The following is a 26576-nucleotide window of genomic DNA, read 5'->3' as shown; positions in this document are numbered from 1 at the left end:
CCTGGGGTTTTCACATGTGCGAGTCGACCATCACCGGCTCGGGCGCGGGCTCGACCGGGCCGCGCCGGAACCAGGTCCACGGGCGAACGCTGAGGATGATCACCGTCAGGCTCAGCGCGGCGTACACCAGGGAGCCGACGAAGGCCGCGTGCACGCCGTCGGTCAGCACCTCCCGCGGTGCGGCTGACGTCGAGTTGCGGCTCGCCGTACCGAAGATGGTGACCAGGATGCCGAGGCCGAGCGCGCCACCGACTTGCTGGACCACGTTCAGCATGCCTGACGCGGCCCCCGAGTCCTCCGGCGCGACGCCCGAGATGGCCCGGCCGACCAGCGGGATGAAGATCATCCCGGCGCCCAGACCGAACAGCAGCATCGGCCCGACCACGTCGGCCAGGTAGGTGCTGCGGGCGTCGAGCTGGGTCAGCCACACCGTGCCCAGCGTGACCAGCACCGACCCGGTCAGCATCAGCTTGCCGCCGTCGATCCGGGCGACCAGCTTCGGCACGATGCGCGACGAGGCGAACAGCAGACCGGTCAGCGGCAGGAACGCGAGACCGGCCGCCAGCGGGCTGAGCTCGAGCACCCCCTGCAGGTACTGCGTGAGGAAGAAGAACATCCCGAACATCGTCCCGACCACCAGCAACATGGTCAGGTACGACGCCGAGCGGTCAGCCGACCGGAACAGCCGCAGCGGGACGATCGGGTGGCTGACCCGGCGCTCGATCAGCACGAACGCGACCAGCAGCACCACACCGACCGTGAAGGCGGCCAGCACCTCGGCCGACGTCCAGCCGACCTCGGCGACCCGGATGAAGCCGTAGACGAGCGAGGTGATGCCGAGCGTCGAGGTGAGCGCGCCGGCCACATCGAACCGGCCGGTCTCCGGCTCGGTCTCGGTCAGCACCTGCCGGGCCGCGATGACGAGGCCGATCCCGATCGGGACGTTGATGAACAGACCCCAGCGCCAGGACACCCAGTCCGTCAGCATGCCCCCGAGCACCAGGCCGACGCTGCCGCCACCGGACGACACCAGGCTGTAGTAGCCGAGCGCCTTCATCCGCTCCGGACCTTCGCGGTAGGTGAGCATGAGCAAGGTCAGGGCGGCAGGCGCCGCGATCGCACCACCGATGCCCTGGAGGACACGAGCGGCGAGGAGGAGCTCGGCGTTCGGGGCGAGGCCGCCGAGCAGGGAGGCGAGTGTGAAGACACTCACGCCGGTGACGAACACGCGGCGGCGGCCGAGCAGGTCGCCGGCGCGGGCGCCGAGCAGGAGCAGACCGCCGAACGCGAGTGCGTAGGCGTTCTGCACCCAGGACAGGCTGGACGGACTGAAGTCGAGGGCTTGCTGGATCTTCGGCATCGCGATGTTCACCACGGTGCCGTCCAGGATCACCATCAGCTGGGTGATCAGGATGACTGCGAGGACCACCCCCGGCCGCCGCGCGGGCGAGCCGGTACCGGCGGGGCTCGAGGTTGTTGCCGACATATTGCTCCTTACCCCGGAGGGGTTACAGTTGAGGGAGGAAAGCGGAGCGCTCCTCCGGATACAATACGGAGGCTGCCTCCGTTTTCGCAAGCGATATTCTCGGTGAACTTTGTGCGGATCGCCCGCTACGGACAGTGAGGAGGCCGGATGGCGCCGACACCGTTGCCGTCGACACGGCCGACCCGCGCCGACGCGGCGCGCAACTACGACCTGCTCGTGACCGCCGCCCGGGAGGCGTTCGCCGAGCACGGCACGGACACCTCGCTGGAGGAGATCGCCCGCCGGGCCGGTGTCGGGATCGGCACGCTCTACCGCCGGTTCCCGAACCGGGTCGCGCTGCTCGAGGCGGTCTACGTCGACGAGATCCAGTCGGTCTGCGACCGGGCGTACGACTTCGACCGGGAGCTCGAGCCGTTCGAGGCGCTGGCCGCGTGGCTGCGCAGCTTCGTCGGGTACGGCCTGTCCAAGAAGTCCCTGGCCAGTGAGCTGACAGTTGCGCTGGGCAAGGACTCGCCGTTCTTCCAGTCCTGCAAGGTGAACGTCCAGGAGGCCGGCCAACTCCTGCTGGACAAGGCGAAAGCGGCCGGCGAGGTCCGGCCGGAGCTCGAGCTGATGGACATCATGCGACTGGTCGGCGGGATCAACATGGGCCGCGACATGGAACCCGAGCAGGCCAACCGGCTGCTGGACATCGTCCTCTGTGGTCTCAGGCCCGGGTCCCCCTGACCTCGGCCAGCGCCGGGTTGGCGGCGTCGCGCTCGGTGTAGCTGAGCCGCTCCCGCGGGAACGGCCAGTCGATCGCGAGCTCCGGGTCGAACAGATCGACTGTGACCCGCTCCGGCGACCAGTACTCGTTCACCAGGAAGTTGTAGACAGTGTGCGGCTCCAGCGTGCAGAAGGAGTTGCCGACACCGCGCGGCACGTAGAGCGCCTGCCCGGCGTCGAGCTCGAACGTCTCTACCTGGCCGAACGTCTCGCCGGCGCGCAGGTCGACGAGCGCCGCGAACACCCGGCCCGCGGAGGGCGACAGGTACTTGTCCCAGGGCTCGGCGTGAATCCCTCGGGTGATGCCTGGCTCGGCCAGGTACAGCACGTTGTGCTGCCGCGCCTCGAAGCGGGGCATCCCGGCGGCTTCCAGCTTGGCGGCGTGGAAGTTCTCCTTGAACCAGCCGTCGTCGTTGGGCTGCACGTCCAGATCGATCCGCAGCACGCCAGGGATCGTCATCGGCGCACCTGGCGGCGGGCTTCGAGCTGCGCCTGGTCGGCGGCGGTCAGACCCGCGTCCCAGCCGGCGCCGTTGGTGATCCTGGTCCGGCGGGTCGTGGTCCTCGGGAACAGCCTGGTGAACAACGCGTCCACCTGCTCCTCCCGCTTCGTCAGCACTGGCAGCAACCGGCCCGCATCCTCCTCCGGTACGGCGGCCTGGGTCGCGGCCGTGGTCGCCTGCAACCGCTCCCCGATCCGCTGCGCGTAGGCCATCAGGAACGACTGCCGGAACGACCTGGTCCGGGACTCACCACGCCGGCCAATGTGCTTGCCTGCAGCAAGCATTGCCCGATTCGCCTGGACCAGCAGGGAGGTGCTGAGAATCTCGGTGAGCTGAAGGTCCAGCTCGGCGCCGACGATGGTGACCACAGCCAGATCGTCGATCACCACTGTCCGGCATCGGTTCGCCGCGGCGACCGCACCGACCAGTTGCGCCTTCGCCGACACGTACGGCGTCTCGACCCAGATCCGACGGGCCGCGGAGTCGTCGGGGATCTCCACCGCCGGGTCCGCCTCGACCAGTGCACGGTCGAGGGAGAACTTCGCCATCAGCTCCTGCGCCTTGCCGGACAGCGCCTCGGCCTCGTCGGGGAACTCGGTCGCCTCTGCCTTCGCGAGCAGTCCCCGGATCCGCGCCAGCACCTTCCCGTTTGCCGGGACCACGGGCTTCTGACTCTGGTTCGCCGTACCTGGCAAGGGATAGAGGCGGGCCAGGACCGGGAGTGATTGCAGGAAACCGGCCAGGGACAGGGCGTGGTGGAGGGTGAGGTAGCGGCCGACCCGGGCTGCCGCGGCCCAGGCGGTAAGGCTCAGCTCGGTGAACGGTTGCGAGACTCTCAGGTCCGTCAGCTGATCGAGCCAGCGCGGGTCGATGGTGGTGGCGCGATACTCCTGGTGTTCCGCGGCGATCGCTGCCAGTAGCAACGGCTCGATGCCCGGGTCCAGCTCGCGCCGACCGTGCTGGACGAGGTCGGCCGGAGCCCAGCCGCGCTGCCAGGTGGCCCGGAGCAGACCGGTCAGAAACCCTTGCAGGCAACGGTCCACCTGCGCCTGGTCGCGCTCGTCGTACGCGCCCAGGCGGGCCAGTTGCTGGTCGGCCCGATCGTCGCGCACGGCAACGATCGATGCCGCGACCGGCAACATCCGAAGGATCTCCTCATCACTCACGCGGTCGAGTCTGACACTCAACGAAGTTGTCACTCAAACGCGATGCGCAGCGCTTGTGGAAAACCGGCGCCTTCTTAAGCCTGTCTGAAGACAGGGCGCGAAGATCTGCCCACAAGGCCGCTGTCACCTGGGAGGCAGGCACCTGGCCGGACAGCAGCACAATCGGGGAGGGGAATCAATGACTCAGCTTGCGGAAGCCGGCTTCGACGAACTGCGCGCGACCCTGGCAGGGACCGTGCTCGGACCTGGCGACGACGGGTACGACGACGCCCGGCGGCTGTGGAACGCACAGCACGACCGGCGCCCGGCGGTGATCGCCCAGGTGCGGTCCGCCGAGGATGTCGCGGCCGCCGTCCGGTTCGGGGTCGCGCAGGGACTGGAGATCGCGGTTCGCGGCGGCTCGCACAGCATGTCCGGCGCGTCGTCGGTCGACGACGGCCTGATGATCGACCTGAGCGGGATGAACCAGGTCACGGTCGATGTGGAGGCCCGCCGGGCCCGGGTCGGCGGCGGTGCGCTGCTGCGTGACCTCGACGCGGCGACGCAGCCGCACGGTCTCGCCGTACCGGCGGGGATGGTCAGCCACACCGGGGTCGGTGGGCTCACGCTCGGCGGCGGGATGGGCTGGCTGAGCCGGCAGCACGGGCTCAGCATCGACAACCTGGTGTCGGTCCGGATCGTCACCGCGGACGGCAGCATCCTGCGCGCCGCCGACGACGAGAACCCGGACCTGTTCTGGGCAGTCCGGGGTGGTGGCGGCAACTTCGGGGTGGTCAGCGAGTTCGAGTTCCGGCTGCACGAGGCCGGGCCGATGGTCAACTACGGCATGCTGTTCTGGGGTCTGGACCAGGGCGCCGACGTGCTCCGGCTGGCGCGGGAGCTGATCCCGGGCCTGCCGCCGACGTTCACCGTCGTACCTGCCTGCCTGAACGCGCCGCCGGCGCCGTTCGTGCCGGAGCACCACCACTTCCAGCCCGGCTACGGCCTGGTGGTGGTCGAGTTCGGCACGCCGGACGAGCACGCGGCGGTGCTGGACCGGATCCGCACCACCTTGCCGCCGCTGTTCGAGTTCGCGACGCCGATGCCGTACGTCGCGTTGCAGCAGTCGCTGGACGAGGCGAACGACTGGGGCCACTACTGCTACGAGAAGGGCACCTACCTCGAGGACCTGACCGACGGCGCCATCGAGGTCATCACCGAGCACGTGCCGAAGAAGACCTCACCGCTGTCGGCCGTGTTGTTCTACCGGCTCGACAACGCGTACTCGGCGGTCGCAGACGACGCGACTGCGTTCGGCGGCGCGCGGACCGACCGGTATGCGGTGTTCGCGATCGCGCAGACCCCGGTGCCGGAGATGCAGGAGGCCGAGATCGCCTGGGTGCGGGGATTCTGGGATGCCCTGCAGCCGCACGCGGTCAACATCGGCAGCTACATCAACGGCATGGCGGACTACGACGAGGCTCGGCTGCGGGCGTCGTACGGCGACGCCAAGTACGAGCGCCTGGTCGAACTCAAGCGGAAGTACGATCCGGGCAACGTGTTCCACCGGAACCAGAACATCAAGCCCTGAGAGCTCCTGGGACGACCTGGTCCGTCGGCGGCGTCAGATCGAGGCGGCGCCGTCGACGACCAGGACCTGGCCGTTGATGTTGGTGTTGTCGAGCAGCAGCATCCGGACCACGGGTACGACGTCGTCCGGCTCGGTCAGGTGGCCGGTCGGCGTCCGGCGGACGATCTGGTCGAGCTGGGTCTGGCCGAGCACGGCGGACATCTCGGAGGCGAAGAACCCGGGCGCGACCGCATTGGCGAGCACCCGGCCACCGAGCTCGCGGGCCAGCGACCGCGTCGCCGCGTCCAGGCCGCCCTTGGTGGCGGAGTACGCGACGAGGCCGGGGTAACCGCGCTGCCCGCAGATCGAGGTGACGTTGACGATCCGGCCCTTCAGGCCCTTGGCGAGCATCCGGCGCAGCACGAAGCGGGTCAGGATCAGCGGCGAGGTCAGGTTGGTCTGGATGATCTCGGCGACGTGGTCGGCCTTGGTGTGGACGTGCAGCGAGTCCTGGCCGATCGCGGCGTTGTTGACCAGGCCGTCGATCGGGCCGAGGGCCGTCTCCACCGCCTTCACGAACTCCTGCCCGGCCGCGGCGTCATTGACGTCGACGGAGCCGTAGTACAGGTGGTCGGGGTACTTCTCGCCGAGCGCGGTCAGCTCCGGGGTCACGGTCCGGGCGAACGCGGCCACCTTCAGCCCGGCGGCGAGCAGGTCGGTGACGATCGCCAGCCCGAGGCCGCGGGAACCACCGGACACCAGGACGACCGACGCGGGCGGGACCACGCTGGGTTCAGACTTCACTCTTGAGCGTCTCTTTCTGCGGGATCTCGTCGAGGAACCGGATCCGCCGCGGTACGCCGTAGTCCGGCAGCCGGCTCGAGCACCACTGGACCAGGTCGGCGTCGGTGATCGGGCCGAGCGCGGGGTTAGGCACCACTTCGGCGGCGACCATCCGGCCGACCAGCGGAGCCTTGCGCGCGAACACCCGCGCCCACGAGACGCCCGGGTGCCTCATCAGCACGTTGCGGACGATGCCGGCGGAGACCTTCGACCCGCCGACGTTGATCTCGTCGGTGTCGATCCGGCCGGTGATCAGCACCCGGTCGCCCTCGAACTCGACGCGGTCCCCGGTGTGCACCGCACCGACCAGACCGGCGCCGTGGTGCGGCGAGCGGATCACGAGCTCGTCGCCGTCCAGCGACAGCATCGGGCGGTCCGGATCCGGCTTGCGGTCCAGCCACTCGCGCGGGAAACCGGCCTGCCCGTCGTGCACGACGATCGATGCCCCGACCTCGGAGGACGCGTAGATCCAGGAGATCCGGGCCGTCGGGAAGAGCTCACGCAGCTGATCCAGGATCGCCTGGTCCACCGGTTCGCCGCCGAGCGTGATCTGCTCCAGCGGTACGTCGGCCAGCGCATCGGCGTCGCGGTAGATCGCCTGCCGCCAGAAGGTCGGCGTACCCGAAGCGGCGGTGACACCGTGCTCGGCGGCGATCGCCGGCCAGTCCTCCAGTTCGTCGGGCTCGATCACGACCAGGCCCTGGTCGGCGTGGGTCAGCGAGAGCGTGACGACCTGCCACCACGCGTAGGTACCGGGCGAGTACGGCAGGAGCCACGTGCGGGGCGGCTGCTCGCCGTTGACGGTCGTGAGGGTCTCGAGTGTGTGGCCGATGCGCTTGGGACGGCCGGTCGAGCCCGAGGTGAGCAGCCAGGCGCGACCGGACTCCTCGATCCGCTTGAGCTTGGCCGGCGTCACGTCGCCGTCGGGCAGCACGATGGCGAAACCGGACTCACCCAGCTCCTCGCGCATGCGCTCGTCGACGCGGGACCGTGTCGCCACCAGCAGCTCGGTGCCGTGCACGGCGTGGTGGCGCAGCGCGGCCAGCGCGTCCGCACCGTTGTCGACCAGCACGGCGGCCGGCGACGGCAGTTGCGGAAGCTTGTGCAGGGTCCGCCAGGTCAGGCTCTTGCCGGCGACGACAACCGTGTTGTCGTCACCGATGAGGGCGGTGGTCCGGCGCCGCGTCGTCACGCCGACTGGAGGTGCTCGATGAAGTCCAGCACATCGCCGACGGTGGCGATCCGGCGCAGCCCGGGGGCATCGAAGTTCAGCTCGTCACCCAGCTCGTCCTCCACCCGGAGGGCGAGCTCGGAGAAGTCCAGCGACCGGAAGCCGATCTCGCGCAGATCGGCGGTGTCGTCGCCCGGCAACGTCCTTCCCTGCGCCGTCATCACCTCGCCCATCAACTCCCTGACCCTGCCGCGTGCTACCGAACTCATGAGGCCAAAGCCTAGCTGGTGTGCCTGTCGGCTCACGGCGGCTGATCGGCGGCGCGACGCCGTACGAAGGCCTTGAAACGTTTGACCCTGCTGGAGATCTCCCAGCCGATCAGGGCGATCAACGGCGCCGCGGCGGCAACCGCCGCGAGCACGATCTCCTCGACCGGCAGCCCGGCGATGTGGAGGGCGATCATGGGACCTCCCGTCTGAGCTGGGAGATTACCGAGTGTAAAGGTGAAATTGCGTGCGGTAAACGGCTCGCCGCCCTGCAAGCCAGAATCCGGTGACTCATACACTTCTGCGGGTGATCAGAGTCGGGCGGAGGAAGCGCATGCCCACCGTCCGAGGCCGGCGGGTGGCGCGCGGGCGTGCTGCCCGGGTAGCCGCGATGGTCAGTCTGCCGGTGTTGCCGCTGGCCTGGTTCGTCGCGTTGCAGGAGCATCCGCCGTGGATGCCGGGCGCCTATCTCGGCTACCTGCTGCTCGTCATCGTCGTACCCGGCACGATGTTCTGGCGACGACTCACCGGGGGTACGGGGTGGTTCACGACCGACGTCGTCCTCGGTACGGCGTTCGGACTCGCCGTCGAGGCTTTGTTCTACCCGCTCGGGATGGTGTTCAGCATGCCGTTCGCGGCGTTGCTGATGCCTGCGCTGGCGTTCGGCATGGTTCGCGCGCTGCCTCGCCGGAAGCTGCCTGAGCGTCCGACGCCGTGGTGGGCGACTGCGGGCGCCATGGTGGCGGTCGGTGTCGCGGCCGCGTGGTTCGTGCGGGTCGGGTCGCAGCTCATCCCGCTGAACGGGCCTAGTGCGTTGCGGCCGAACTCAGACGCGCCGCACAACCTCGCACTGGCCGCCGAACTGACGCACCACTTCCCACCGAAGGTCCCGTACGCCGACGGCAAGTGGGTGACCAGCCACTGGGCCGCGTACGACCACATTGCGTCGTCGCACTGGATCACGAGCGTTCCGCTCGACGTACTCACGCACCGCATGGTGCCATTCGCGCTGCTCCTGCTGACTGTGCTGGGAGCCGGTGCGGTCGGCATGCTGCTCACTGGACGGGCTGTTGCCGGACCGATCGCGGCTGGGCTCACTGTGCTGGCCGGCGATCTTGCTGCTTGGCCGTGGACCGTTTCGGATCGGCTGTTCACCGAGAGCCCGTTCTCGCTTGGCCAGCTGACCAACCCGCCGCAGGCGTTCTCCACTGTGCTGTTGCTCCCGCTGATCGCGGTCACTGCGTTGCTGCTGCGACGTAAGCCCGGCCAGACGCGTGGACAGCTCTTTGGACTCTTCGTTGCGGCCGGAGTCCTTGTTGCTGCACTTGCCCTGACGAAGGCGACCGCACTGCCGGTGTACGCCGCTGGGATCGCCGCAGCGTGGGTCTATCTGACCGTGCGGGCGGGTCGGCTCAATCTGCGTGCGTTGGTCCTTGGAGTGGGCGTTGCGGCTGCGTATGCGTTGGCCTTCTTCGTCGTACTGCGGGGCGCCTCGTCGAGCGTGTTGTTCGACCCGGGTGCGACGTTCGACTACATGGCTGAGCGGATGGGCGGCAGTGGGTCCACGGTCGCTGTGATTGCCGCGGTGGTCGCTATCGGGTGGCTGATGCCAGCTGCCGGTGCACTGCTGATCCGACGGCGGCTGCCGCGTGATCCGATGCCGGTGTTCTTGTTCGTCGGCTTCCTGGCTGCGCTGGCGGCCGGAGCGTTGTTGTACGACGACGGACAAGCCCAGCTGTTCTTCGTACGCACTGGGTTCATCTACGGCGTGCTGCTCGCCACCTGGGGGCTCGGGTCGCTGGAGCGGCGCCAGTACTGGATTGCCGCGATCGCACTGCTCATCGGGGTCGCCGCGATCTACTGGGGTCGCTACCGGTCGCCGTCGTCGTGTACGTCGGAGAGCTGCTTCGGCCAGGGGCTTGCGGTGGCTCTGGCGATCGCAGTGCTCGGGATCGGCGTCTTTGGGCTGATCTTGCGCGGCTCGCGTCGTACGTGGTCTGTCGTCGCGGTCGCGGTCCTCCTGGGTACGACGGTGTCGCCGACGGCGGTGTCGTTGCGTGAGTTCGCCACGCCGCCGTTGACCGAGTACGAGTCGATCGCGCCGGGTGGGATCGAGGCGGCGCGGTTCATCCGGCGCAACTCGGGGTCGGACGACCTGATCGCCACCAACCTGCACTGTCACCGCGCCCGCGCGTCACACTGCCTGACCGGCTCGTACTGGATCGCCGGGTACGCCGAACGCCGCGTGCTCGTGCAGGGCTGGGCCTATAAGACCAGAGTGGACGACACGTACCCGGACGGCGTGCAGAGCAGCTACTGGGACGAGGAGAAGCTACGTCTGAACGACGAGGCGTTCACCAACCCGACGCGCGAAGTACTGGAGACCCTGCGGACCCGGTACGGCGTCCAGTGGCTCCTGCTGGACGACCGCGTCGGCGCACCCCCGAAGAACCTCGACCGCCTCACCGAACTCCGCTTCCACCTCGGCACAGTCCGCGTCTACCAGCTCTACCCACCACCGTCGGCCAACCCATTCCCGTCGACCACGCCAACCGCGTCACCGACGGGCTCGCCGAGCTTCCCGACGGGCACACCGACCGGTTTCCCGACCCAGACCCCGTCCACCCCGGGCCAGACCTTCCCGTCGCCCACCTTCCCGACTCAAACCTTCCCAACGCCGGCGTTCCCCGGCCAAACCTTCCCGACAACAGGCACCACCCCAACCTTCCCCACCGGCCCCCTCCCGACGCAGCCCACCACCCCAGCCATCCAAAGCCCCTGACCTCAGGGTCCGAGCAGGGCTGCGGGGACCACCGCGATTCCGTCCGGACGCCGGTAGGCCTCGCTCCCGGTGTAGATCACCATTGCGTCCAGCAGGTCGTCACCGATCTGGTTTCTCAGCCACAGAAGGTGTTTCACGTCGGCATCGCTGACAAACGGCGCCAACTTCACCTCGACCGCCAGCACCCGCTGGTCGGCCCGCTCGACGATCAGGTCCACTTCGTGATCGCCGTTCTTGGTTCGCAAGTGCCGTACCGATGCCTCCGCAGCCTGCGCGTACACCCGCAGGTCAAGCGTCACCAGCGCCTCGAACAGTTGGCCGAGCAGCACACCGTCCCGAATCCGGGGCCGCCCCGTCACCGCGCCGTCAAGCAAGGCGGACGCGTCCGCACCAAGCAGTGCCGCCGCCAGCGCCGGATCAGCCAACTGGTGCTTGGGAGCCGAGGCCAGTCGGTTGAGCCTGTTGCGAGTCGGCAGCCAGGCGTCGACCGGCTCCAGCAGCCATGCAACTGCCACTCGTCGACCAGGACCGGCGACGCCGCCCGCTCGAGCCGAGCCGGGTCCGCGTCGTCAAGCGCAAACACGGACTTGGCCCGGCGGACCCAAACACTACCGTTAGCCGACTTTGAACACTACCGTTAGCAGGTCACCGGAGGAGCACGGCTGGGATCGGGATGCTCTGGTTGGTGAGGCGGTCTAGGGCCGTGACTGTGTAGATGTAGGCCTTGCCCGGGGTTGCCCTCAGGTCTGTGTAGCCAACGGTGCGGGTGGTGGCGATCAGGTTGCGGGCGTCGGTGTCGGGGCAGTGGTCGCCGGTGAGTTCGCGGCGGTAGATGGCGTACGACGTGGTGTCGGGTGATGTGGGGCGCCAGGTGAGCTGGACACCGTCGGCGGTGCGGGTGGCGCGGACTGCGTGGACCGGGAGGGGTGCGCGGGAGTCCAGGCTGGGCATGGTGGGGATGAGCGCCGGGCGGGTGTACCAGGTGTTGTTGAGCAGCGTGGTCGCGCCGAGGCGGTCGGCGCGGACGTCCTTGGCGGAGAAGTAGATGTCGCCCTTGACCTCGGGGACCGCGGTGTTGAAGGCCAGCTGGTCACTCAGCTCGGCCGGGTCGGACCAGTCCGGCGACTGGGTCGACGTACCGACCTTGTAGGTGGCGTGGCCGATGTAGAGGTGTACGTCGGTGCCGCGCACCTGCTCGGCCCACCACGGGACGATCTTGTTGTAGTCGGCAGGCGCGAACCCACCGGCCCAGTAGACCTGCGGGACGATGTAGTCGATCCACTCCTCGCGTACCCAACGCCGGGTGTCCGCGGACAGGTCGTCGTACGTCTGGACGCCGGCTGTCGTGTCGGAGCCCTCCGGGTCGGTGCCCTTGTTGCGCCAGACCGCGAACGGCGAGATGCCGAACTTCACCCACGGCTTGGCGGCCTTGATCCGCTGCTGCATCTCCTGGACGAGCAGGTCGATGTTGTTCCGCCGCCACTCGGCCCGCGTCGGGAAGCCGGCGCCGTACTGTGCGTACGTCGCCGCGTCGTCGAAGACCTGGCCGGCCACCGGGTACGGGTAGAAGTAGTCGTCGAAGTGCACGCCGTCGATGTCGTAGTTCGCGACCGCGTCCATGATCGCATCCTCGACCAGCTTGCGGGCCGCGGGGATGCCGGGGTTGTAGTAGAGCTTCCCGCCGTACGTGACGACCCAGTCCGGATGCTGCCGCGCCGGGTGCGTCGGGACGAGGGCGTTGAGGTCGGTGCCCATCGACAGCCGGTACGGATTGAACCAGGCGTGCAGCTCGAGGTTGCGCTTGTGCGCCTCGGCGACAGCGAAGGCGAACGGGTCGTAGCCGGGGTTGCCGCCCTGCTTGCCGGTCAGGTACTGCGACCAGGGCTCGACCGTGGACGGCCAGAACGCGTCCGCGGTCGGGCGCACCTGCAGGATCACGGCGTTGTGGCGCTGCCGGACCGCGTCGTCGAGCCAGCCGATCAGCTCGGCCTGCTGCTGGGCAGCGGTCAGACCGGTCTTCGACGGCCAGTCGATGTTCACCACCGACGCCACCCAGCTCGCCCGGAACTGCCGGAGCGGTGTGGACGCATTGGGCGCGCACCGGTTATCAGGTGCGGGTACGGCGGACGCCGTACCGGTCAGACCGCTCAGCAGCAGCCCTGCCGTCACGCCGAGGACGCCCATGACTCGCCAGACTCTCATGTCACTCTCCGACCATCTCCGCCGATGAACTCGAAAGATGTTTACACACGAAGGGCCGTGCAGAGAAGACGCTGCGCCTCGTCGAGGTGCGTTGGTGCGACTGGCGGTGGTCCAGTCGGTCGCTGGCAAGGCGGAGGAGGAGAGCAATGCGGAGCATTGCGCGACGACGACAACGCCGCCAGCGGGCGTCTGGGGCGCCGCCAGGCGTGCCGAACGCACCTCGACGAGGCGCTAGGTTAGGTGCATGCTGCGCAGCGCCACTGAATTCGATGTCGACACGATCCGGCGGCTGCGGAACCAGCAGGCCAACCGCGACGTGAGCATCACCTCGCACGAGATCGGTGCCGACGAGCACGCGGCGTGGTGGGCGAAGGCTTCCGTCGACCCGAGCCGCCGGGTGCTGGTCTATGAGCGCGCCGGTGCGATCGCCGGGGTGGTGAACTTCTTCGACATCGAAGGATCCACGGCGGCGTGGGGCTTCTTCCTCGACGCCGACGGACTGGCGGAGCGCGGCGAGACGCTACCTGCGTGGATCGAGCTGATGCGCGAGGCGACGTCGTACGCGTTCGACGTCCTCGGCGTCGACCTGCTCACCGGCGACGTGCTGGAGCACAACACCGTGGTCCGGCAGATGAACCGCCGGTTCCGGTTCGTCGAGGGAACGCCGGAGATCCGGTACGCCGACGGCCGCGAGCTCACCGTGATTCCGATCAGCCTGCGCAAGCAGGACCGCAGACAGGGGACGAAATGAGCACGATCGACATCGGCGGTGTGCAGGTCGGGCCGGACCACCAGCCGTTCGTCATCGCGGAGATGTCGGGGAACCACAACGGCGATCTCGAGCGGGCCAAGGACATCGTCCGGGCGGTGGCCGAGTCCGGGGCGCAGGCGCTGAAGCTGCAGACGTACACCGCGGACACCATGACGCTCGACGTCGACCTGCCGGCCTTCCGGCTGCCGTCCGAGCACGAACTGTGGGCCGACGCCCGGCTGTACGACCTGTACGCCGAAGCTCACACGCCCTGGGAGTGGCATGAGCCGCTGTTCGACCTGGCCACGTCACTCGGCCTGGTGGCGTTCTCGTCGGCGTTCGACCAGACCGCGATCGACTTCCTGCAGAAGCTGAACGTCCCGGCATACAAGGTCGCCTCGAACGAGATCGGCGACCTGCCGCTGGTCCGCGGGATGGCGGAGACCGGCAAGCCGATCATCATCTCGACCGGCTCGGCGACGCTGACCGACATCGACGCCGCGGTCCGCGCCGCCCGCTCGACCGGCAACGAGCAGATCATCGTGCTGTCCTGTACGGCGAGCTACCCGGCGCCACCGGAGCAGTCCAACCTGCGCGCGATCCCGGTCCTCCGCGACGCGCTCGGCGTCCAGGTCGGCCTGTCCGACCACACCATGGGCATCGGCGCCGCCATCGCGGCCGTCGCCCTGGGCGCGACCGTCATCGAGAAGCACGTCACCCTGAAGCGCGTCGACGGCGGCGTCGACTCCGCCTTCTCCCTCGAGCCGGGCGAACTCGAATCACTGGTCGAGAACACCCGCATCGCCCAACTCGCCCTCGGCCAGCCGATCATCGGCCCCAAGCAAGCCGAACAGAACGTCCTGCGCTTCCGCCGCTCCCTCTACGTCACCAAAGACGTCCAGGCCGGCGACCTCGTCACCCCCGACAACGTCCGCTCCGTCCGCCCCGCCGGCGGCCTCGCCCCCGACCTCCTCCCCCAAGTCACCGGCCGCCCCTTCCGCACCAACACCCCCGCCGGCACCCCCCTCACCTGGGACCTCCTCTGAGATGACCGAGTACTTGTTGTTTCCGGGGCGGCATCATGTGTTGACTCGGTTTCAGGGGGAGTTTCTCAGGGAGCATGGCCGCGGTCGGACTGTGGTTTGGGCGGTGACCTCGGCCAATCACCACACGACGAAGCGGAATCCGGTGGGGCTCACCAGGCGTGAGGCGGCGATCGAGCGGTTCAGTGTGGTGGAGGGGATTCGGTCGGTCGTGGTGGGGGTGGTGGACACGCGGCCGACGGATGAGTTTGCGGAGGTGACGGTCAAGGCGATCGGGGCGGGGACCGACGACCTGGTGCGGTTGACGCCGGAGAACACCGTGGTTGCGTGTTCGACGCCCGAGGTGAGCAAGCTGTACGAACAGCTCGGGTACGACGTGATCGGCGTCGAGCCGCCCGGGGTCGCGCGACCCTGGGACGTGCTGCTGATGATTGCCGACGGCAATGACCAGTGGCGGGAGCTCGCACACCCCGCGACGGTGAACGTGTTCGAGCGGTACGGCCTGGACGCGCACATCGCCCGCTGCGTGAACGACCCCGTGGTCGGCGACGACGGCGGGCTGACCACGACGCGGGACTACAAGACGTACGCCGACGCCTTCGAGACCGCCGCCGACCGGAAGTGGCGGCAGATCAAGGACTTCGTGCAGCCCGGCCGGATCCTCGACATCGGCTGCGCGACCGGCGCGACGCTGCAGCTGGTCGACGCGGATCCGCGGTTCCACGAGTCGGACCTGATCGGCGTCGAGGTCGCCCGCCACCTGTACGCCGAGTGCGTGCACAAGAAGGACCAGGGCCTGTTCACCAACCCGAACGTCTACTTCTACCAGCGCAACATGCTCGGCTCAGCCGTCTTCCCGGCCCGCTCGATCCACAGCACGCTCACGCTCGCCCTCACTCACGAGATCTGGTCGTACGCCGACGGGTCCCGCCCCGACACGGTCCAGCGGTTCGCCGACGCACTCTTCGCGCACACCGCGCCCGGCGGCGTCTGGGTCAACTCCGACGTCTGCGGACCGGATGAGCCCGACCGTCCCGTCGTACTGCGGCTCGACGACAGCGACGGTATCAACCCGGACGACGTCACCGAGCTCGAGGCCCTCGACGACCCGGCGGCGTACGTCGGCAAGCTCTCCACCCGCGCAAGGTTCTTCCAGTTCGCCCACGACTTCCGGCGCAACGCGCAGGTCCCCTTCGAGTACGCCGTACGCGACAACGGGCTCGTGCTCCGGTTGGCCGATGCGATGGACTTCCTCACCCGGAAGGACTACGTCGACAACTGGCTGAGCGAGACGCACGAACAGTTCTGCGGGCTGAACTTCGCCGGCTGGTCCACGGTCGCCGAGCAGGCGGGCTTCACCATCGACCCGGCCTCGAAGGCGTGGCGCAACGACTGGGTGGTGGACAACCGCATCGCGCCCGTCGCGTCGATCACGACGCCCGACGGCGAACCGCTGGACTGGCCGGATACCCACCAACTGCTGGTCGCGCGTCGCTGACGAGGATGTGCAACGTCCCGGCCTGCGGGCGTACGGCGAGCTCGTAAGCACCCCGCGAGACCGTCAACGGCAGCCGGCTGGACAGGAACGGCTCGCACTGTACGGCGTGTGACGAACCGTCCGGCATCGTCGCAAACAGGATCCACTCCGCGTCATTGACAGCAGTCAACGCCTCGACGTCCACAACCGCCGCCCAGCCGTCGTTCGAGAAGGTTCGCCGGCAGGCCACATCCACGTGGTCATCCGAGCCGGCCAGATACCGTCGCCAGGCGAACGAAACGTCACCCCAGTCCGGACCGCGCACCACCAACATGTTGCCAGCAGCAACCGCAGCGGTCGCCGTGGTCCGGATCGGCGACTCGTGCAGGTTCACGTACCCACCGGTCGAGCGGGTCAGCATCACGACCCGACCACCCTCGGCATGGGAAGCCAATCGGTCACCGGCCGTCCACAACAGCGCCTGGTCCTGCCCGGCGGGACCGCGGAGCCGGAACGCCCGCGTCGTCCGCTGGGTGAACGGGTCGTCCGGATTCGTCTCCTCGAGAATCGGCCCGATCGGCAGCCGCGCCGTGAAGTCGCGCCCGTCGACCTCCAGCGGCACCTCCGCCTCGCCACCCGCGACCGGCCGGGTGACGAACAACGACGGCTCGTCGAACGACGACCGCCCGTGCAGCACCAACGCGTCCGGGGTCTGCTCGACCGAGGTCACGCGGCACGGATCCGTCAGCCGCCGTACGGCGAAGCACCCGTCCTTCCCGGGACCCGGCTGAATCCAGCTGGTCTCGTCGATCCACGCACCGGGCGGCCACCCCGGGCTGCCGGCCCGTTGCCCGCGCAGCACGCCGTGCCGCCGGATCCGGCCGACTCGAAGACGTACGTCGAAATGCGCCGGACCGGCCGTGCACTTGGCCAGCAACGACTGATCCAGGACCACCTCGAAGTCCTCGCCAGATCGCCGTACCCGCAAGGGATAGTGCCGGTCGGTGATGACGAGGGCGATCCGGAGACTCGACGAGCCGCGATCCTCCAGGTGCCGGATCTCGGCAGTGCCCTTGATCGACAACTTGCCGTCGACCCAGCGCACCTCGCGCACACTCGTCGCCAGGGTCAGGTCGTCCTTCGACGGACGCCACGACCGGGGCGCCTCGCCCGACGTGGTGAGTTCATGGAGCAGTTCGAGGTCGCCGGACCGGAGCGCCGCGTGCTGCATCCGGTGGAGCGGCGGCGCTTCGTCGAGCACCGATTCGTCCAGCCGATCGAGCATCTGCAGGGCGAGGTCGGCGAGCTGCGGCTCTTCCTCCGCGGGCGCAGTGGCGAAGGCGGCCAGCAGTGCGTGCAGGTCGATCTGAGTGAAGTGCGCGTGCACTCCACGACGGATCGACGGGAGCGCATCCGCGACCATGTCCAGCACCAGGCCAGCCGAGACGACCCGGTCGCGGAGGTTGCCGAGCTGGAACTTCTGCTGGGTGATCGAGTCGCCCGACTCCCGCTCGCGCCAGTAGTACACCGGAGCCGCGAGGGTGTCGACGGTGACCGCGTCGAGGTGCGCCTTGAGCGTGACCGGGTAGTCCTCGTACCGGATCGCCGGGAAGCGGTACCCGTACTCGGTCCAGAAGGATCGCCGGTAGACCTTGTTCCACACCATCCGGTCCAGCACGAGCTCGGACGTCTCCGAGACGTGCGTGGCGAACCGGTCCCGGGTGAAGCACTGCCCGTGCAAGTACGACGGCCGGACGCCGTAGCTGTTGTTGAACCGCCGCGCATTGCCGCCGGCGAAGTCCGACCCGGTCCGGTCGAGCGTCCGGACCAGCAGCCCGAGGCCATGCCGGGTGACCAGGTCGTCGCTGTCGACGAAGGCGACGTACTCACCGACGGCGTGGTCGACGCCGGTGTTGCGAGCCGGTCCGAGTCCGGCGTTGTCCTGCTGGACCAGCCGGAACCGGGAGTCCCGGGCGCAGTACTCCTTCGCGATCACCGCGCTGTCGTCCAGTGAGCCGTCGTCGACCAGGATCGCCTCGAAGTCGGTCCAGGTCTGGCGCTGGATCGAGTCGAGACAGTCGCCGAGGTACGCGCCGACGTTGTAGAACGGCACCACCACACTCAGCCGCGGCGTCGTCATCGCCTGCGCCAGCGACGGGACAGCTTGCGCGCGACCACGTGCGGCCGGCGGATCTGAGCCGCGTGGAAGATCACCCGGGAGACCGCGTACGTGCGCGATCCGCGGATGCGGTCGTGGTCCACGGTCAGCTTCTGCAGCTGGGTCCGCAACTCCCGGATCCGGTTCTCCCGGGTCTTCATCGCTTTGTTGCGGAACCCGAGCGTGCGCTCGAGCCCGAAGACGTGCCCCTTCAGCTCGACCAGCTCGTGCCGCGCCCGCTCCGCGTCGGCCATCGCGGTCCGTACGTCGACCACCGGCTGCTCACGGGTTTCGAGCGACTCGGAGAGCGCGGCGGCGATTTCCTTGCCGCGGGCAACGTGGTCGACGGACTCGGACGGGGTGTCCGACGAGGACGCGGCGAGCTGCTCCGGCGGTTCGATCCCGGACATGCCCAGCCACGCGGCGACCAGGTCGTCGCCAACCATCCACGGTGGCCACGGGTGGCGCCGGTGCTGACCGATCAGGCGGTCATGGAAGCGGGACCATGCGGCCGCCAGCAGGTCGGCCGTGTCCGTCGGCTCCTCGGTCACCCAGGGCGAAACGCCGTACGCGAAGGTGTCCTCGTCGATCACGACGTCGTCCCACCGGAGCACGACCCGGGACTCGCCGGCCCATTCGCCGAGCCGGGCAGCCAGCTTGCGGAACGCCGGCACGTCCTCAGCCGCAGCCAGCCGGATCAGCACGGACTCGACGGTCACGCCGGCCGGCACCTCAGTCGGTACGACGCTCGCATCGAAGCCGGCGCTGTCGTCACCAGTGACCGTGGTCTGCCAGCCGCGCTCAGCCTTGTCGACCGTGAGCACTCCCGAGCCGGTCTGAACGTAGAGGTCGTGGGCGGCACGCGTTCCGCAGATCGCGAGCCACCCGCTCGGCATGGATGCCAGCAGGCCGGCCCGGGCGGCGGAGTCGACACCTTCGGCGATCGGCGAGAGCAGCGGAATGTCGACCGCTTCCAGCGCCTCGACTGCAAGCCGAGTCGGTAGCTCGCCGGGGCGCGCAGCCGCGGCGACCTCAGCGGTCACGAACGCCCGGGCACCGAAGTCGGCATAGATCTGCGCATCCCAGGGCAAGGCGGACTGGAGCTGCTCGACCGATACCGGGCGGGTCGGGTCGTCGTGCAGCGGGCGCCACTCGTCGTCGCCGTGGCGCTGATCTGCCGGACGACCGTCGAGCAAGTTGAGCAGAGCGAACTCGTTCTCCAGGCCCAGGACGACGACTGCGTAGGGGGAAGCGATGCTGGCGACGGCGGCCAGGCGGTCGGTCCAGCTGAGCTCGTCGCTGTCGTACCCGAGCACCCGGTCGAGGCCGTCGGCGGCGACGATCGCGTCGAAGGGCTCGGCCCGCAGGCCGTCAAGGGCGCCCGCGACGACCTGCAAGCAAGGGCCGAAGCTCTCACTCAACTCCTGGGCGTCGGAGACCGAACGGACCACGATCGTGACGTCCGCGGAGTGCGCCAGGACCGACTCGATCAGCAGCGGCGAGTGCGGGCCGAGGATCAGGGTCCGCCGGTTCGCGGGCAGAACGCCGGCCAGCAGCGCCGCAAGGGCCGGCCGGACAGTCGTGTGATCGGTCCACGGCTGCATTTCACCGCGGACCACCTGGACCTCAGAGGGCATCTGGGAACCCTGCGCCGTCGCGAGCAAGTGCTCGGCGGAGTGCCTCGGTGTGCTGGAGGGGAGGGCTCGATGCGGAGCATCGTGACCTTCGCTCCAGTGCAGCGAGGTGCCCGCCGAGTGCTGCGCAGTAGGCGCAGGGTTTCCAGATGCCCTCTCAAACACGCTCTCTCCAATCGAACAGCATTCGCAGCTCGGCGGCCGGGACCATCCAGGGCTTGCCGAGTTCCAGGTCGGTGGTCGCGCGGGCGGCCTCGAGGTCGATCGACTTGCCGAGCAGCTCCGGCCACAGTCGCTCGATCCGGCGCTGCCCGCCGAACAGCGGGTTCTCGCCTTCCATCTCCATCGGATCGCCGTACACAGCGGGCTCACAGCCGGCCGCGACGCCGTAGAAGATTGCCGTCGACAATCGGTTCGCGGCGACCCGCTTGTGCCGCCGCAGCTCGTCCAGCTGCTTGAACAGGAAGCGCCGGTCCGTACCCTCGTAGGAGAACCCGCGCCGCCCGAACGACACCACCCGGAAGCCGGCGTCTTCGTAGTACCGCCGTACCTCTGGACGCTCGTACTCCGTGTAGTACAAGGAGAACGTGACCGGGCCGGGCTCGGTCTCGCGGATCTCATCGATCAGCCGCTGGTGGTCGCCCTGGATCTTGCCGCCCTCCCACCCGTGGAAGAGGAACCACAGCGTGCCCTCGCGCTCGACCGGCTCGGCCTCCTCCCGCTCCAGCTCGAGCAGGTAGAGGAAGGGCGCGCCGATGCTGTGGTAGTTCCGGCGACCGAGGGCATGGCCACGTCGTCGTGGCGCGTCGCTCCAGGTGAACCGCCAGGCGCCGTCGTAGAACTCGTGCACCGGGTTCCAGCCGCAGCCGATGTTCCAGCCGTGCTGCAGGTAGCCGCGCAGCCGGGGCGGGTGGTCGAAGTCGAAGCCCGCGTAGCGCGACAGGATGTGCGACTGGCCGTAGTAGTAGTTGTGGTGATGCATCAGCGGACCTCCACGTGCAGCGTGCCGGCATGCGGTCGTATGGCGAGCGTGTGCCGGCCGGCCGCGATCGTCAGCGGCAAGCGGCTGCACAGGAACGGCTCGCACTGCACGGCATGCGACCGGCCGTCCGGCCTGGTCGCGAACAGGATCCAGTCCGCCAGCGAGGCCAGCGGGTCGACGGAGACCTTGACCGCCGTGGCCGGGATCAACGCATCGACTTCGACAGCCACCGACCATCCCTCGGCGGACAAGGTACGGCGGCATGCCACGTCCACGTGGTCGTCGGAGTCGGGCAGGTAGCGCCGCCAGCCGAAGTCGACCTCGCCACCGTCGACGCCCCGCACCACCAGCCTGTTGCCTTCAGCAACCGCAAGGGTCGCGGTCGTCCGGATCGGCGACTCGTGCAGGTTCACGTAGCCGCCGGTGGACCGGGTCAGCGTCACCACCCGGCCGTTCGTGGCCTGGGAGACCGCGGACTCACCTGCCGTCCACAGCAACACCCGCTGCTCCCCGTCAGGACCGCGGAGCCGCAGCACGCGCGTCGTCCGCTGCCCGAACGGGTCGTCCGGATTCGCCTGCGCCAGCAGATCTGGGATCGACAGCCGGGCGGTGAAGTCGCGGCCGTCGATCTCCAGCGGCGCCTCTTCCTCGCCGCCGACCACCGGCCGGGTCACGAACAACGACGGCTGGTCGAACGACGATCGCCCGCGCAGGATCAGCGCATCCGGCGTCCGCTCGACCGAGGTCAGTCGGCAGGGATCCGTCAACCGCCGTACGGCGAAGCAGCCGCCCTTCCCCGGTCCGGCCTGAATCCAGCTGGTCTCGTCGATCCACGCACCAGGCGACCAGCCGGGACTCCCCGGTCCTTGCCCGCCGAGCACGCCCCGCCGATACCGTCGCCCGGACTGCATCCGGACGTCGAAGTGCGCCGGCGTACCCGTGCAAGCCGCGAGCAGCTCACGGTCCAGCAGCACCTCGAACCCGACCAGCGTGGTGTCGCCGTGCAGGTCCAGAGCGTCGTACCGCCGTACCTCGAGCGGATGCGGGACGTCCTCGATGACCAGCGAGATCTGCAGACTCGACGAGCGTTCGGTCTCCAGGTGCCGGATCTCCGCCGTACCCTGCACCGACAACTTGCCGTCGACCCAGGCCACCTGGCGCACACTCGTCGCGAGCGTCAGGTCCCGATCCGACACCCGATACAAGTCCTGCGGTACGGCGGCCGTGCGCAGGCCCGGGTAGTTGTAGTCGAGCTGCCGCGGCCGACGCGGTCGGGCCACTGCCCGGGCGCCGCCGCGCAGACCGCCGCCGTTGCGGAAGCGCGCGAGCTGCCGGAGCAGGTCGACGTCGCCGGTCCGGAGCGCCGCGTGCTGGATCCGGTCGTACCGGTGAGTGGCGGCCAGGACAGAGTCGTCGATACGGTCGAGCAGTTCACGGGACAGGTCGATCAGGTGCTGCTCCTCCTCGACCGGCACGGTCCCGAACGCGGACATGAGGGTCAGCAGGTCGATCTGGGCCAGGTGCGCGTGCACCCGTCGGCGGACCACCGGCACGCTGTCCTCGACCAGATCCATCACCATCCCCGCCGAGACGACCCGGTCGCGGATGTTGCCGAGCTGGAACTTCTGCTGGGTGATCGACTCACCCGACTCCCGCTCGCGCCAGTAGTAGACCGACTGGGTGATGGTGTCCACGGTCACCGCGTCCAGGTGCGCCTTGAGCGCAACCGGGTAGTCCTCGTAGCGGATCGCCGGGAAGTGGTAGCGGTACTCGGTCCAGAACGAGCGGCGGTAGACCTTGTTCCACAGCATCCGGTCCAAGACGAGGTCGGAGAACTCCGACACGTGGGTGGCGTGCCGGACGCGCGCGAAGGGCTGCCGGTGCAGCCAGGACGGCCGGACGCCGAAGCTGTTGCTGAACCGCCGGGCGTTGCCGCCGGCGAAGTCCGAGCCGGTCCGGTCCAGGGTCCGGACCAGCGCCGCGAACCCGTACCGGGCGACCAGGTCGTCACCGTCGACGAAGGCGAGGTACTCGCCCGTCGCCTCCCGGATCCCGGTGTCCCGGGCCGGACCCGGGCCGGCGTTCTCCTGCTGGACCAGCCGGAACCGGGCGTCGCGGGCGCAGAATTCCTTCGCGATCACCGCGCTGTCGTCCGGGGATCCGTCGTCCACCAGGATCGCCTCGAAGTCGGTCCAGGCCTGCCGGGAGATCGAGTCCAGGCAGTCGCCGAGATACTCACCGACGTTGTAGAAGGGCACCACCACGCTCAGCCGCGGCGTCACTCCGGTAGTACTCCCCTCGGCGGTCGCTTACGTAGGTGCCCCCAAGGCACTCTCTACGTAGCCGCAACGAGGTGAACGGTCAGAAGGTTATGCACGGGCTCGAATCCGTAGCGGGCCCAGACGCGCTGGATGCCGGTGTGGTGTGACTGAGTCCACACGACCAGCCGCCGGGTCGTGCACGCATCCTCGACCGCGGCAAGCAGATGACCGTACCGGCCACGTCCCTGCTCAGCCGGTACGACGCCCGCCAACTGGATCTCGGTCCACGAGCGCTGCTGGTCGATCGCGCCCAGCGCGAGCACCCGCCGATCCGGACCGCGCAGTACGACGCCACCCACCGCGGCGATCCGCCTTCGGGCCCACTCCTGACGGCCGGCCAGCGCGAGCCCTCGGTCGAACACCGGGTTGGCGCAGTAGTGGTTGCCCGAGTCACCGAAGATGTCCGCGACCAGGTCGTCCAGCAGCTCGACGTCGGCCGACGGCTCCACCCGCGCCGTGAACCCGGCCAGCGGCGCGGGCCGCCGGCCCTTGCCGACCGGGAGAGACCAATAGGTGACGGTGTCGGCCAGCAGCGCCTGCCGTGGCCCGTTCGCGAGCGCGGCGAACCAGGTGTTCTCCCGGGCCGGGTACCGCAGCACGACCACGTCGGCCGTCGACTTCTCGACGGCAGCCAGCACCTCGGCGAGCGGCGTACCGGCCGAGGCGGACACGGACATCCGGTCGATCGAGACCCCGAACCGCTTCGCCGCGTCCACGGACGGCCGTACGGTCAGCTCACCGGCCTCGAGCGCGTCGTACCAACTCATAGGCCACGGAGCTTAGGGCATGTCTGCCGATCCCGTGCAGTCGCGAGCAGGTGCTCGGGGGTGTAGCTCGGTGTGCCGGGGCGAAGGGCTCGATGCGGAGCATCGTGTCCTTTGCACCGGTGCAGCGAGATGCGCCCACGAGTGCCGCGCAGCACGCACGGGGTCGGCAGACATGCCCTTTAGTCGTTTCCCTCCGTGAAGGTGTGGTGACCCGAGTCGTCGAGGCTGTCGTAGCCGACGAGGAACTGTGGACGGCGCTGACTCGACTGGAACAGCCGAGCGACGTACTCACCCAACAGTCCGAGACACAGCAGCTGGATCGCGCCGATCACGCTCACCGCTAGCACGGTCGACGTCCAGCCCGGGATGCTGCGGCCGGTCAGCTTGATGATCAACGCACCGACCACGAACAACGCCGACATCGCGCCACCCAGCAGCCCCAACCAGGTCGCCAGCCGCAGCGGCGCCGCCGAGAACGCGGTCACGCTGTCGAACGCCAGCCGGAGCATCTTCGACAGGTTGTACTTCGTCGTCCCTGCGGCCCGCTCAGCCCGGACGTAGGGGACTTCGGCGCTGGGGAAGCCGAGCCACGGGATCACCAGACGGAAGACCCGGCCGTCCTCAGGCAGCGCGTTGACGGCGTCGACGACCCGGCGCGACACCAACCGGAAGTCGCCGGCGTCGAACGGGATCTGCTTGCCGACCAGCCGGCACATCAGCCGGTAGTAGAGCCGGGCGGTGGTCCGCTTCGGCCACGAGTCGCTCGACCGGTCCGACCGGACGCCGTACACCACATCCACGTCCTCGTCGCGAGCCGCCTTCAAGAAGTCCGCGATCACCTCCGGCGGGTCCTGCAGGTCGGCATCGATCGTCACCACGTACTCGCCGCGCGCCCGGCGGAACCCCGCGGACTGCGCGGCCTGGTGACCGCTGTTGCGGAGCAGCCGCACGACCCGGAGCTGCAGCCAGTCTTCCGCCGCTGCCATCAACAGAGTCGCCGTCCCGTCGCGGCTGCCGTCGTCGACGACGAGCAGTTCGTAGGAGATCCCGAGGCCGTCCAGCAGCGGACGCATCCGCTCGAAGAAGATCGGCAGCACCTCCTCCTCGTCGTACATCGGTACGACGACGGAGAGCACCGGGTCATCGGGTCGCATGCCTCGGACATTACTCCCGGTAACGCTCCGCATTCGTGACGCGACAGGTTTCACATTAGTGTGGCGCCATGCGCGCGAGAGCGAGGCGGCGGGGGCCGCGGACAGCGGGGCCTTCCCTTTCCGGCCTCCTCGCGGGCCTGGCCGTCCTGGGGCTGGCGATCGTGCTGCTGTTCCAGCACTCGACGGTCACCGAGGTCGGGCGGTTCGTGCTGTTCACCGGGCTCGGGATCGCGTTGCCCGGGTTCGCGCTGTGGCGGCTGGTCGGCAGCTACGGGCGGCTCGCCGCCAACGACGCCGCCTTCACCGCCCCCAACCCGGCGGCGATCGAGCGGCTCCGCAAGGTCGGAGTCCGCTGGCTGTACGCCGACAACCGGGCTGGGAAGGTGTCCCCGGCCTTGCGCAACTACGTCCGGCTCCGGCACGCCACCTTGGACGCGACCATCTACGAGATCAGGTGATCGCCAGCAGCGCGTCCGCGACCCGGATGCGACCGTTGCCGTCGACAAGCTCCCAGCCGGCCGCCGCCAGCCGGGCCCGCTCGGCCGGATCGGTGAGGAGACGCTTGAGTACGGCGGCCGCGGCGGACGGGTCCGTCTTCAGGTTGGACAGCACGCCGACGCCGGCCGCCGTACCGGTGGCGACGGCACGTTCGTAGCCCATCACCTGGTTGTCCACAACACACACGAGCCCGGCCGTCGCACCGAGACACAGGAGCTCCCAGGTCGACGTACCCGACGCACTGATGGTCAGGTCGGCCTCGCGCACGGTCGCAGCCAGCTGATCCGTCGGACCGATGACGTCGACGCCCTGCTGCGGACCGAGCTCGACGGCTCCGATCTGGTCCGCCAGCTCCGGCCGCGGTGCGACCACGGTGGCCTCGAACGGTACGCCGGTCGCCGCCAGCGCCTGGACGACGTACGGACCGGCGCCGAACGCGTCCGTCCCACCGAAGAACGCGAACACCTTCGGTACGGCGACCGGCCGCGGAGCGGGTGGTTCGAGCGGGCGGAGGGCAAGGATCTCGTCGCGGATCATCACGTAGGTCAGTCCGGCCAGCCGGGTGCTGTTGGCGGGCAACCGCGGGCGATCCAGCTCGGCGGCGAGGTTCTGGTCCACCAGCACGTCCGCGTCGGCGCCCCTGAAGTCGCCGTCGACGATGGCGAGGGTGGGAACCCCGGTCGCCCGGACGGCCGAGTACACGGCCGCGTCCAGGTCATAGGAGTCGAAGACGACCGCGTCCAGCCGAAGTCGCGCGATCAGCTCGGTGTGCTCCGCCGGCGTCCAGGCCGCCGGCTGCACCGCGATCCCCCGGGCCGCGATCTGCGCCTCGGCCCACGGCACGGTGTGCGCGTCGCAGACGAACACCACCTCGAGCCCGCGCCGCAGGAGCTCCTCCGCCAGCGCCAGGCAGCGCATCACGTGCCCGATCCCCCGCCCCGGCCCCACATCACACCGAACCCCGACGCGCTCCACGCCCCGACCGTATCGGCTGCATACCCGGTTTCCGGACGCGGCCCCAGGTGACTATCCGCACTTGTGGATATCCTGTGATACGTA

Annotated in this window: 23 protein-coding genes; 7 read left to right on the top strand and 16 right to left on the bottom strand. The window is 69.1% G+C overall.

Annotated features, from left to right (window positions below; all coding sequences use genetic code 11):
* Window positions 1–10: 10 nt before the first annotated feature.
* Complete coding sequence (locus ACIBL3_RS06085; protein WP_396352079.1) at window positions 11–1486, bottom strand: MFS transporter; 1476 nt, start codon at window positions 1484–1486, stop codon at window positions 11–13.
* Between the two features lie 147 nt (window positions 1487–1633).
* Between ACIBL3_RS06085 and ACIBL3_RS06080 the strand changes: the two genes are divergently transcribed.
* Window positions 1634–2212 carry a TetR/AcrR family transcriptional regulator gene (locus tag ACIBL3_RS06080; RefSeq protein WP_396352078.1) on the top strand — a complete coding sequence of 193 codons (579 nt, stop codon included), beginning with the start codon at window positions 1634–1636 and terminating at the stop codon, window positions 2210–2212.
* Here the strand turns inward: ACIBL3_RS06080 and ACIBL3_RS06075 are convergent.
* Both ACIBL3_RS06075 and ACIBL3_RS06070 read right to left on the bottom strand, forming a co-directional pair.
* A complete protein-coding gene (locus ACIBL3_RS06075; protein WP_396352077.1) occupies window positions 2193–2711 on the bottom strand; it encodes a dTDP-4-dehydrorhamnose 3,5-epimerase family protein in 519 nt (172 codons plus the stop codon). The two genes, ACIBL3_RS06080 and ACIBL3_RS06075, sit on opposite strands and share 20 nt — an antisense overlap.
* A complete protein-coding gene (locus ACIBL3_RS06070; RefSeq protein ID WP_396352076.1) occupies window positions 2708–3919 on the bottom strand; it encodes a DUF2786 domain-containing protein in 1212 nt (403 codons plus the stop codon). The genes ACIBL3_RS06075 and ACIBL3_RS06070 overlap by 4 nt, the downstream gene beginning before the upstream one ends.
* A 178-nt stretch (window positions 3920–4097) precedes the next feature.
* Here ACIBL3_RS06070 and ACIBL3_RS06065 point away from each other — a divergent pair, with 178 nt between their 5' ends.
* Window positions 4098–5489, top strand: coding sequence for an FAD-binding oxidoreductase (locus tag ACIBL3_RS06065; RefSeq protein ID WP_396352075.1), 1392 nt, complete (start codon window positions 4098–4100; stop codon window positions 5487–5489).
* A gap of 33 nt (window positions 5490–5522) precedes the next feature.
* Here the strand turns inward: ACIBL3_RS06065 and ACIBL3_RS06060 are convergent, their stop codons facing one another.
* Genes ACIBL3_RS06060 through ACIBL3_RS06045 form a run of 4 tightly spaced genes read right to left on the bottom strand, consistent with a single transcriptional unit; the run spans window position 5523 to window position 7945 of the window.
* Complete coding sequence (locus ACIBL3_RS06060) at window positions 5523–6272, bottom strand: SDR family NAD(P)-dependent oxidoreductase (protein ID WP_396352074.1); 750 nt, start codon at window positions 6270–6272, stop codon at window positions 5523–5525.
* The gene (locus ACIBL3_RS06055; RefSeq protein WP_396352073.1) at window positions 6262–7503 is read right to left on the bottom strand and encodes an AMP-binding protein; all 1242 of its coding nucleotides are present in this window, start codon (window positions 7501–7503) and stop codon (window positions 6262–6264) included. Before ACIBL3_RS06055 ends, ACIBL3_RS06060 begins: the two co-directional genes overlap by 11 nt.
* Complete coding sequence (locus tag ACIBL3_RS06050) at window positions 7500–7751, bottom strand: phosphopantetheine-binding protein (protein WP_396352072.1); 252 nt, start codon at window positions 7749–7751, stop codon at window positions 7500–7502. The genes ACIBL3_RS06055 and ACIBL3_RS06050 overlap by 4 nt, the downstream gene beginning before the upstream one ends.
* A 32-nt stretch (window positions 7752–7783) precedes the next feature.
* Window positions 7784–7945: a hypothetical protein gene (locus ACIBL3_RS06045; protein ID WP_396352071.1), complete on the bottom strand. Its 162-nt coding sequence runs from the start codon at window positions 7943–7945 to the stop codon at window positions 7784–7786.
* Between the two features lie 137 nt (window positions 7946–8082).
* On the opposite strand from ACIBL3_RS06045, the gene ACIBL3_RS06040 reads away from it, so the two are divergent.
* Complete coding sequence (locus ACIBL3_RS06040; protein WP_396352070.1) at window positions 8083–10530, top strand: hypothetical protein; 2448 nt, start codon at window positions 8083–8085, stop codon at window positions 10528–10530.
* Window positions 10531–10532: 2 nt separating this feature from the next.
* Here the strand turns inward: ACIBL3_RS06040 and ACIBL3_RS06035 are convergent, their stop codons facing one another.
* Window positions 10533–11045: a DUF4143 domain-containing protein gene (locus ACIBL3_RS06035; protein ID WP_396352068.1), complete on the bottom strand. Its 513-nt coding sequence runs from the start codon at window positions 11043–11045 to the stop codon at window positions 10533–10535.
* A 130-nt stretch (window positions 11046–11175) separates the two neighbouring features.
* A complete protein-coding gene (locus tag ACIBL3_RS06030; RefSeq protein WP_396352067.1) occupies window positions 11176–12732 on the bottom strand; it encodes a glycoside hydrolase family 10 protein in 1557 nt (518 codons plus the stop codon).
* A gap of 244 nt (window positions 12733–12976) precedes the next feature.
* On the opposite strand from ACIBL3_RS06030, the gene ACIBL3_RS06025 reads away from it, so the two are divergent.
* From ACIBL3_RS06025 to ACIBL3_RS06015, 3 genes are all read left to right on the top strand, one after another.
* On the top strand, window positions 12977–13483 hold the full coding sequence (locus ACIBL3_RS06025; RefSeq protein ID WP_396352066.1) for a GNAT family N-acetyltransferase: 507 nt from the start codon (window positions 12977–12979) through the stop codon (window positions 13481–13483).
* Complete coding sequence (gene pseI / locus ACIBL3_RS06020; protein ID WP_396352065.1) at window positions 13480–14529, top strand: pseudaminic acid synthase; 1050 nt, start codon at window positions 13480–13482, stop codon at window positions 14527–14529. The genes ACIBL3_RS06025 and pseI overlap by 4 nt, the downstream gene beginning before the upstream one ends.
* A gap of 103 nt (window positions 14530–14632) precedes the next feature.
* Window positions 14633–16024: a class I SAM-dependent methyltransferase gene (locus tag ACIBL3_RS06015; RefSeq protein WP_396352064.1), complete on the top strand. Its 1392-nt coding sequence runs from the start codon at window positions 14633–14635 to the stop codon at window positions 16022–16024.
* On the opposite strand, the gene ACIBL3_RS06010 is transcribed toward ACIBL3_RS06015, so the two are convergent.
* The 6 genes from ACIBL3_RS06010 to ACIBL3_RS05985 form a co-directional block, all read right to left on the bottom strand.
* Entirely contained in the window at window positions 15957–18143 is a 2187-nt protein-coding gene (locus ACIBL3_RS06010; RefSeq protein ID WP_396352063.1) for a glycosyltransferase family 2 protein, read from the bottom strand. The genes ACIBL3_RS06015 and ACIBL3_RS06010 overlap by 68 nt on opposite strands.
* On the bottom strand, window positions 18140–19798 hold the full coding sequence (locus ACIBL3_RS06005; protein WP_396352062.1) for a hypothetical protein: 1659 nt from the start codon (window positions 19796–19798) through the stop codon (window positions 18140–18142). Before ACIBL3_RS06005 ends, ACIBL3_RS06010 begins: the two co-directional genes overlap by 4 nt.
* Window positions 19799–19952: 154 nt before the next feature.
* Window positions 19953–20777, bottom strand: coding sequence for a hypothetical protein (locus ACIBL3_RS06000; RefSeq protein ID WP_396352060.1), 825 nt, complete (start codon window positions 20775–20777; stop codon window positions 19953–19955).
* The gene (locus ACIBL3_RS05995) at window positions 20777–23059 is read right to left on the bottom strand and encodes a glycosyltransferase family 2 protein (protein ID WP_396352059.1); all 2283 of its coding nucleotides are present in this window, start codon (window positions 23057–23059) and stop codon (window positions 20777–20779) included. Before ACIBL3_RS05995 ends, ACIBL3_RS06000 begins: the two co-directional genes overlap by 1 nt.
* 53 nt (window positions 23060–23112) lie before the next feature.
* Entirely contained in the window at window positions 23113–23865 is a 753-nt protein-coding gene (locus ACIBL3_RS05990) for an N-acetyltransferase (protein WP_396352057.1), read from the bottom strand.
* A gap of 179 nt (window positions 23866–24044) precedes the next feature.
* Window positions 24045–25019 carry a glycosyltransferase family 2 protein gene (locus tag ACIBL3_RS05985; protein ID WP_396352056.1) on the bottom strand — a complete coding sequence of 325 codons (975 nt, stop codon included), beginning with the start codon at window positions 25017–25019 and terminating at the stop codon, window positions 24045–24047.
* Between the two features lie 68 nt (window positions 25020–25087).
* On the opposite strand from ACIBL3_RS05985, the gene ACIBL3_RS05980 reads away from it, so the two are divergent.
* The gene (locus tag ACIBL3_RS05980) at window positions 25088–25477 is read left to right on the top strand and encodes a hypothetical protein (protein ID WP_396352055.1); all 390 of its coding nucleotides are present in this window, start codon (window positions 25088–25090) and stop codon (window positions 25475–25477) included.
* Here ACIBL3_RS05980 and ACIBL3_RS05975 read toward each other — a convergent pair.
* On the bottom strand, window positions 25470–26492 hold the full coding sequence (locus tag ACIBL3_RS05975; RefSeq protein ID WP_396352053.1) for a PseG/SpsG family protein: 1023 nt from the start codon (window positions 26490–26492) through the stop codon (window positions 25470–25472). The genes ACIBL3_RS05980 and ACIBL3_RS05975 overlap by 8 nt on opposite strands.
* Between the last annotated feature and the right edge of the window lie 84 nt (window positions 26493–26576).

The organism is Kribbella sp. NPDC050124, from assembly GCF_044460355.1.
GTDB lineage: Bacteria > Actinomycetota > Actinomycetes > Propionibacteriales > Kribbellaceae > Kribbella.
The sequence above is the reverse complement of the archived record's forward strand: the minus strand, read 5'-3'. Positions and strand labels throughout refer to the sequence as shown.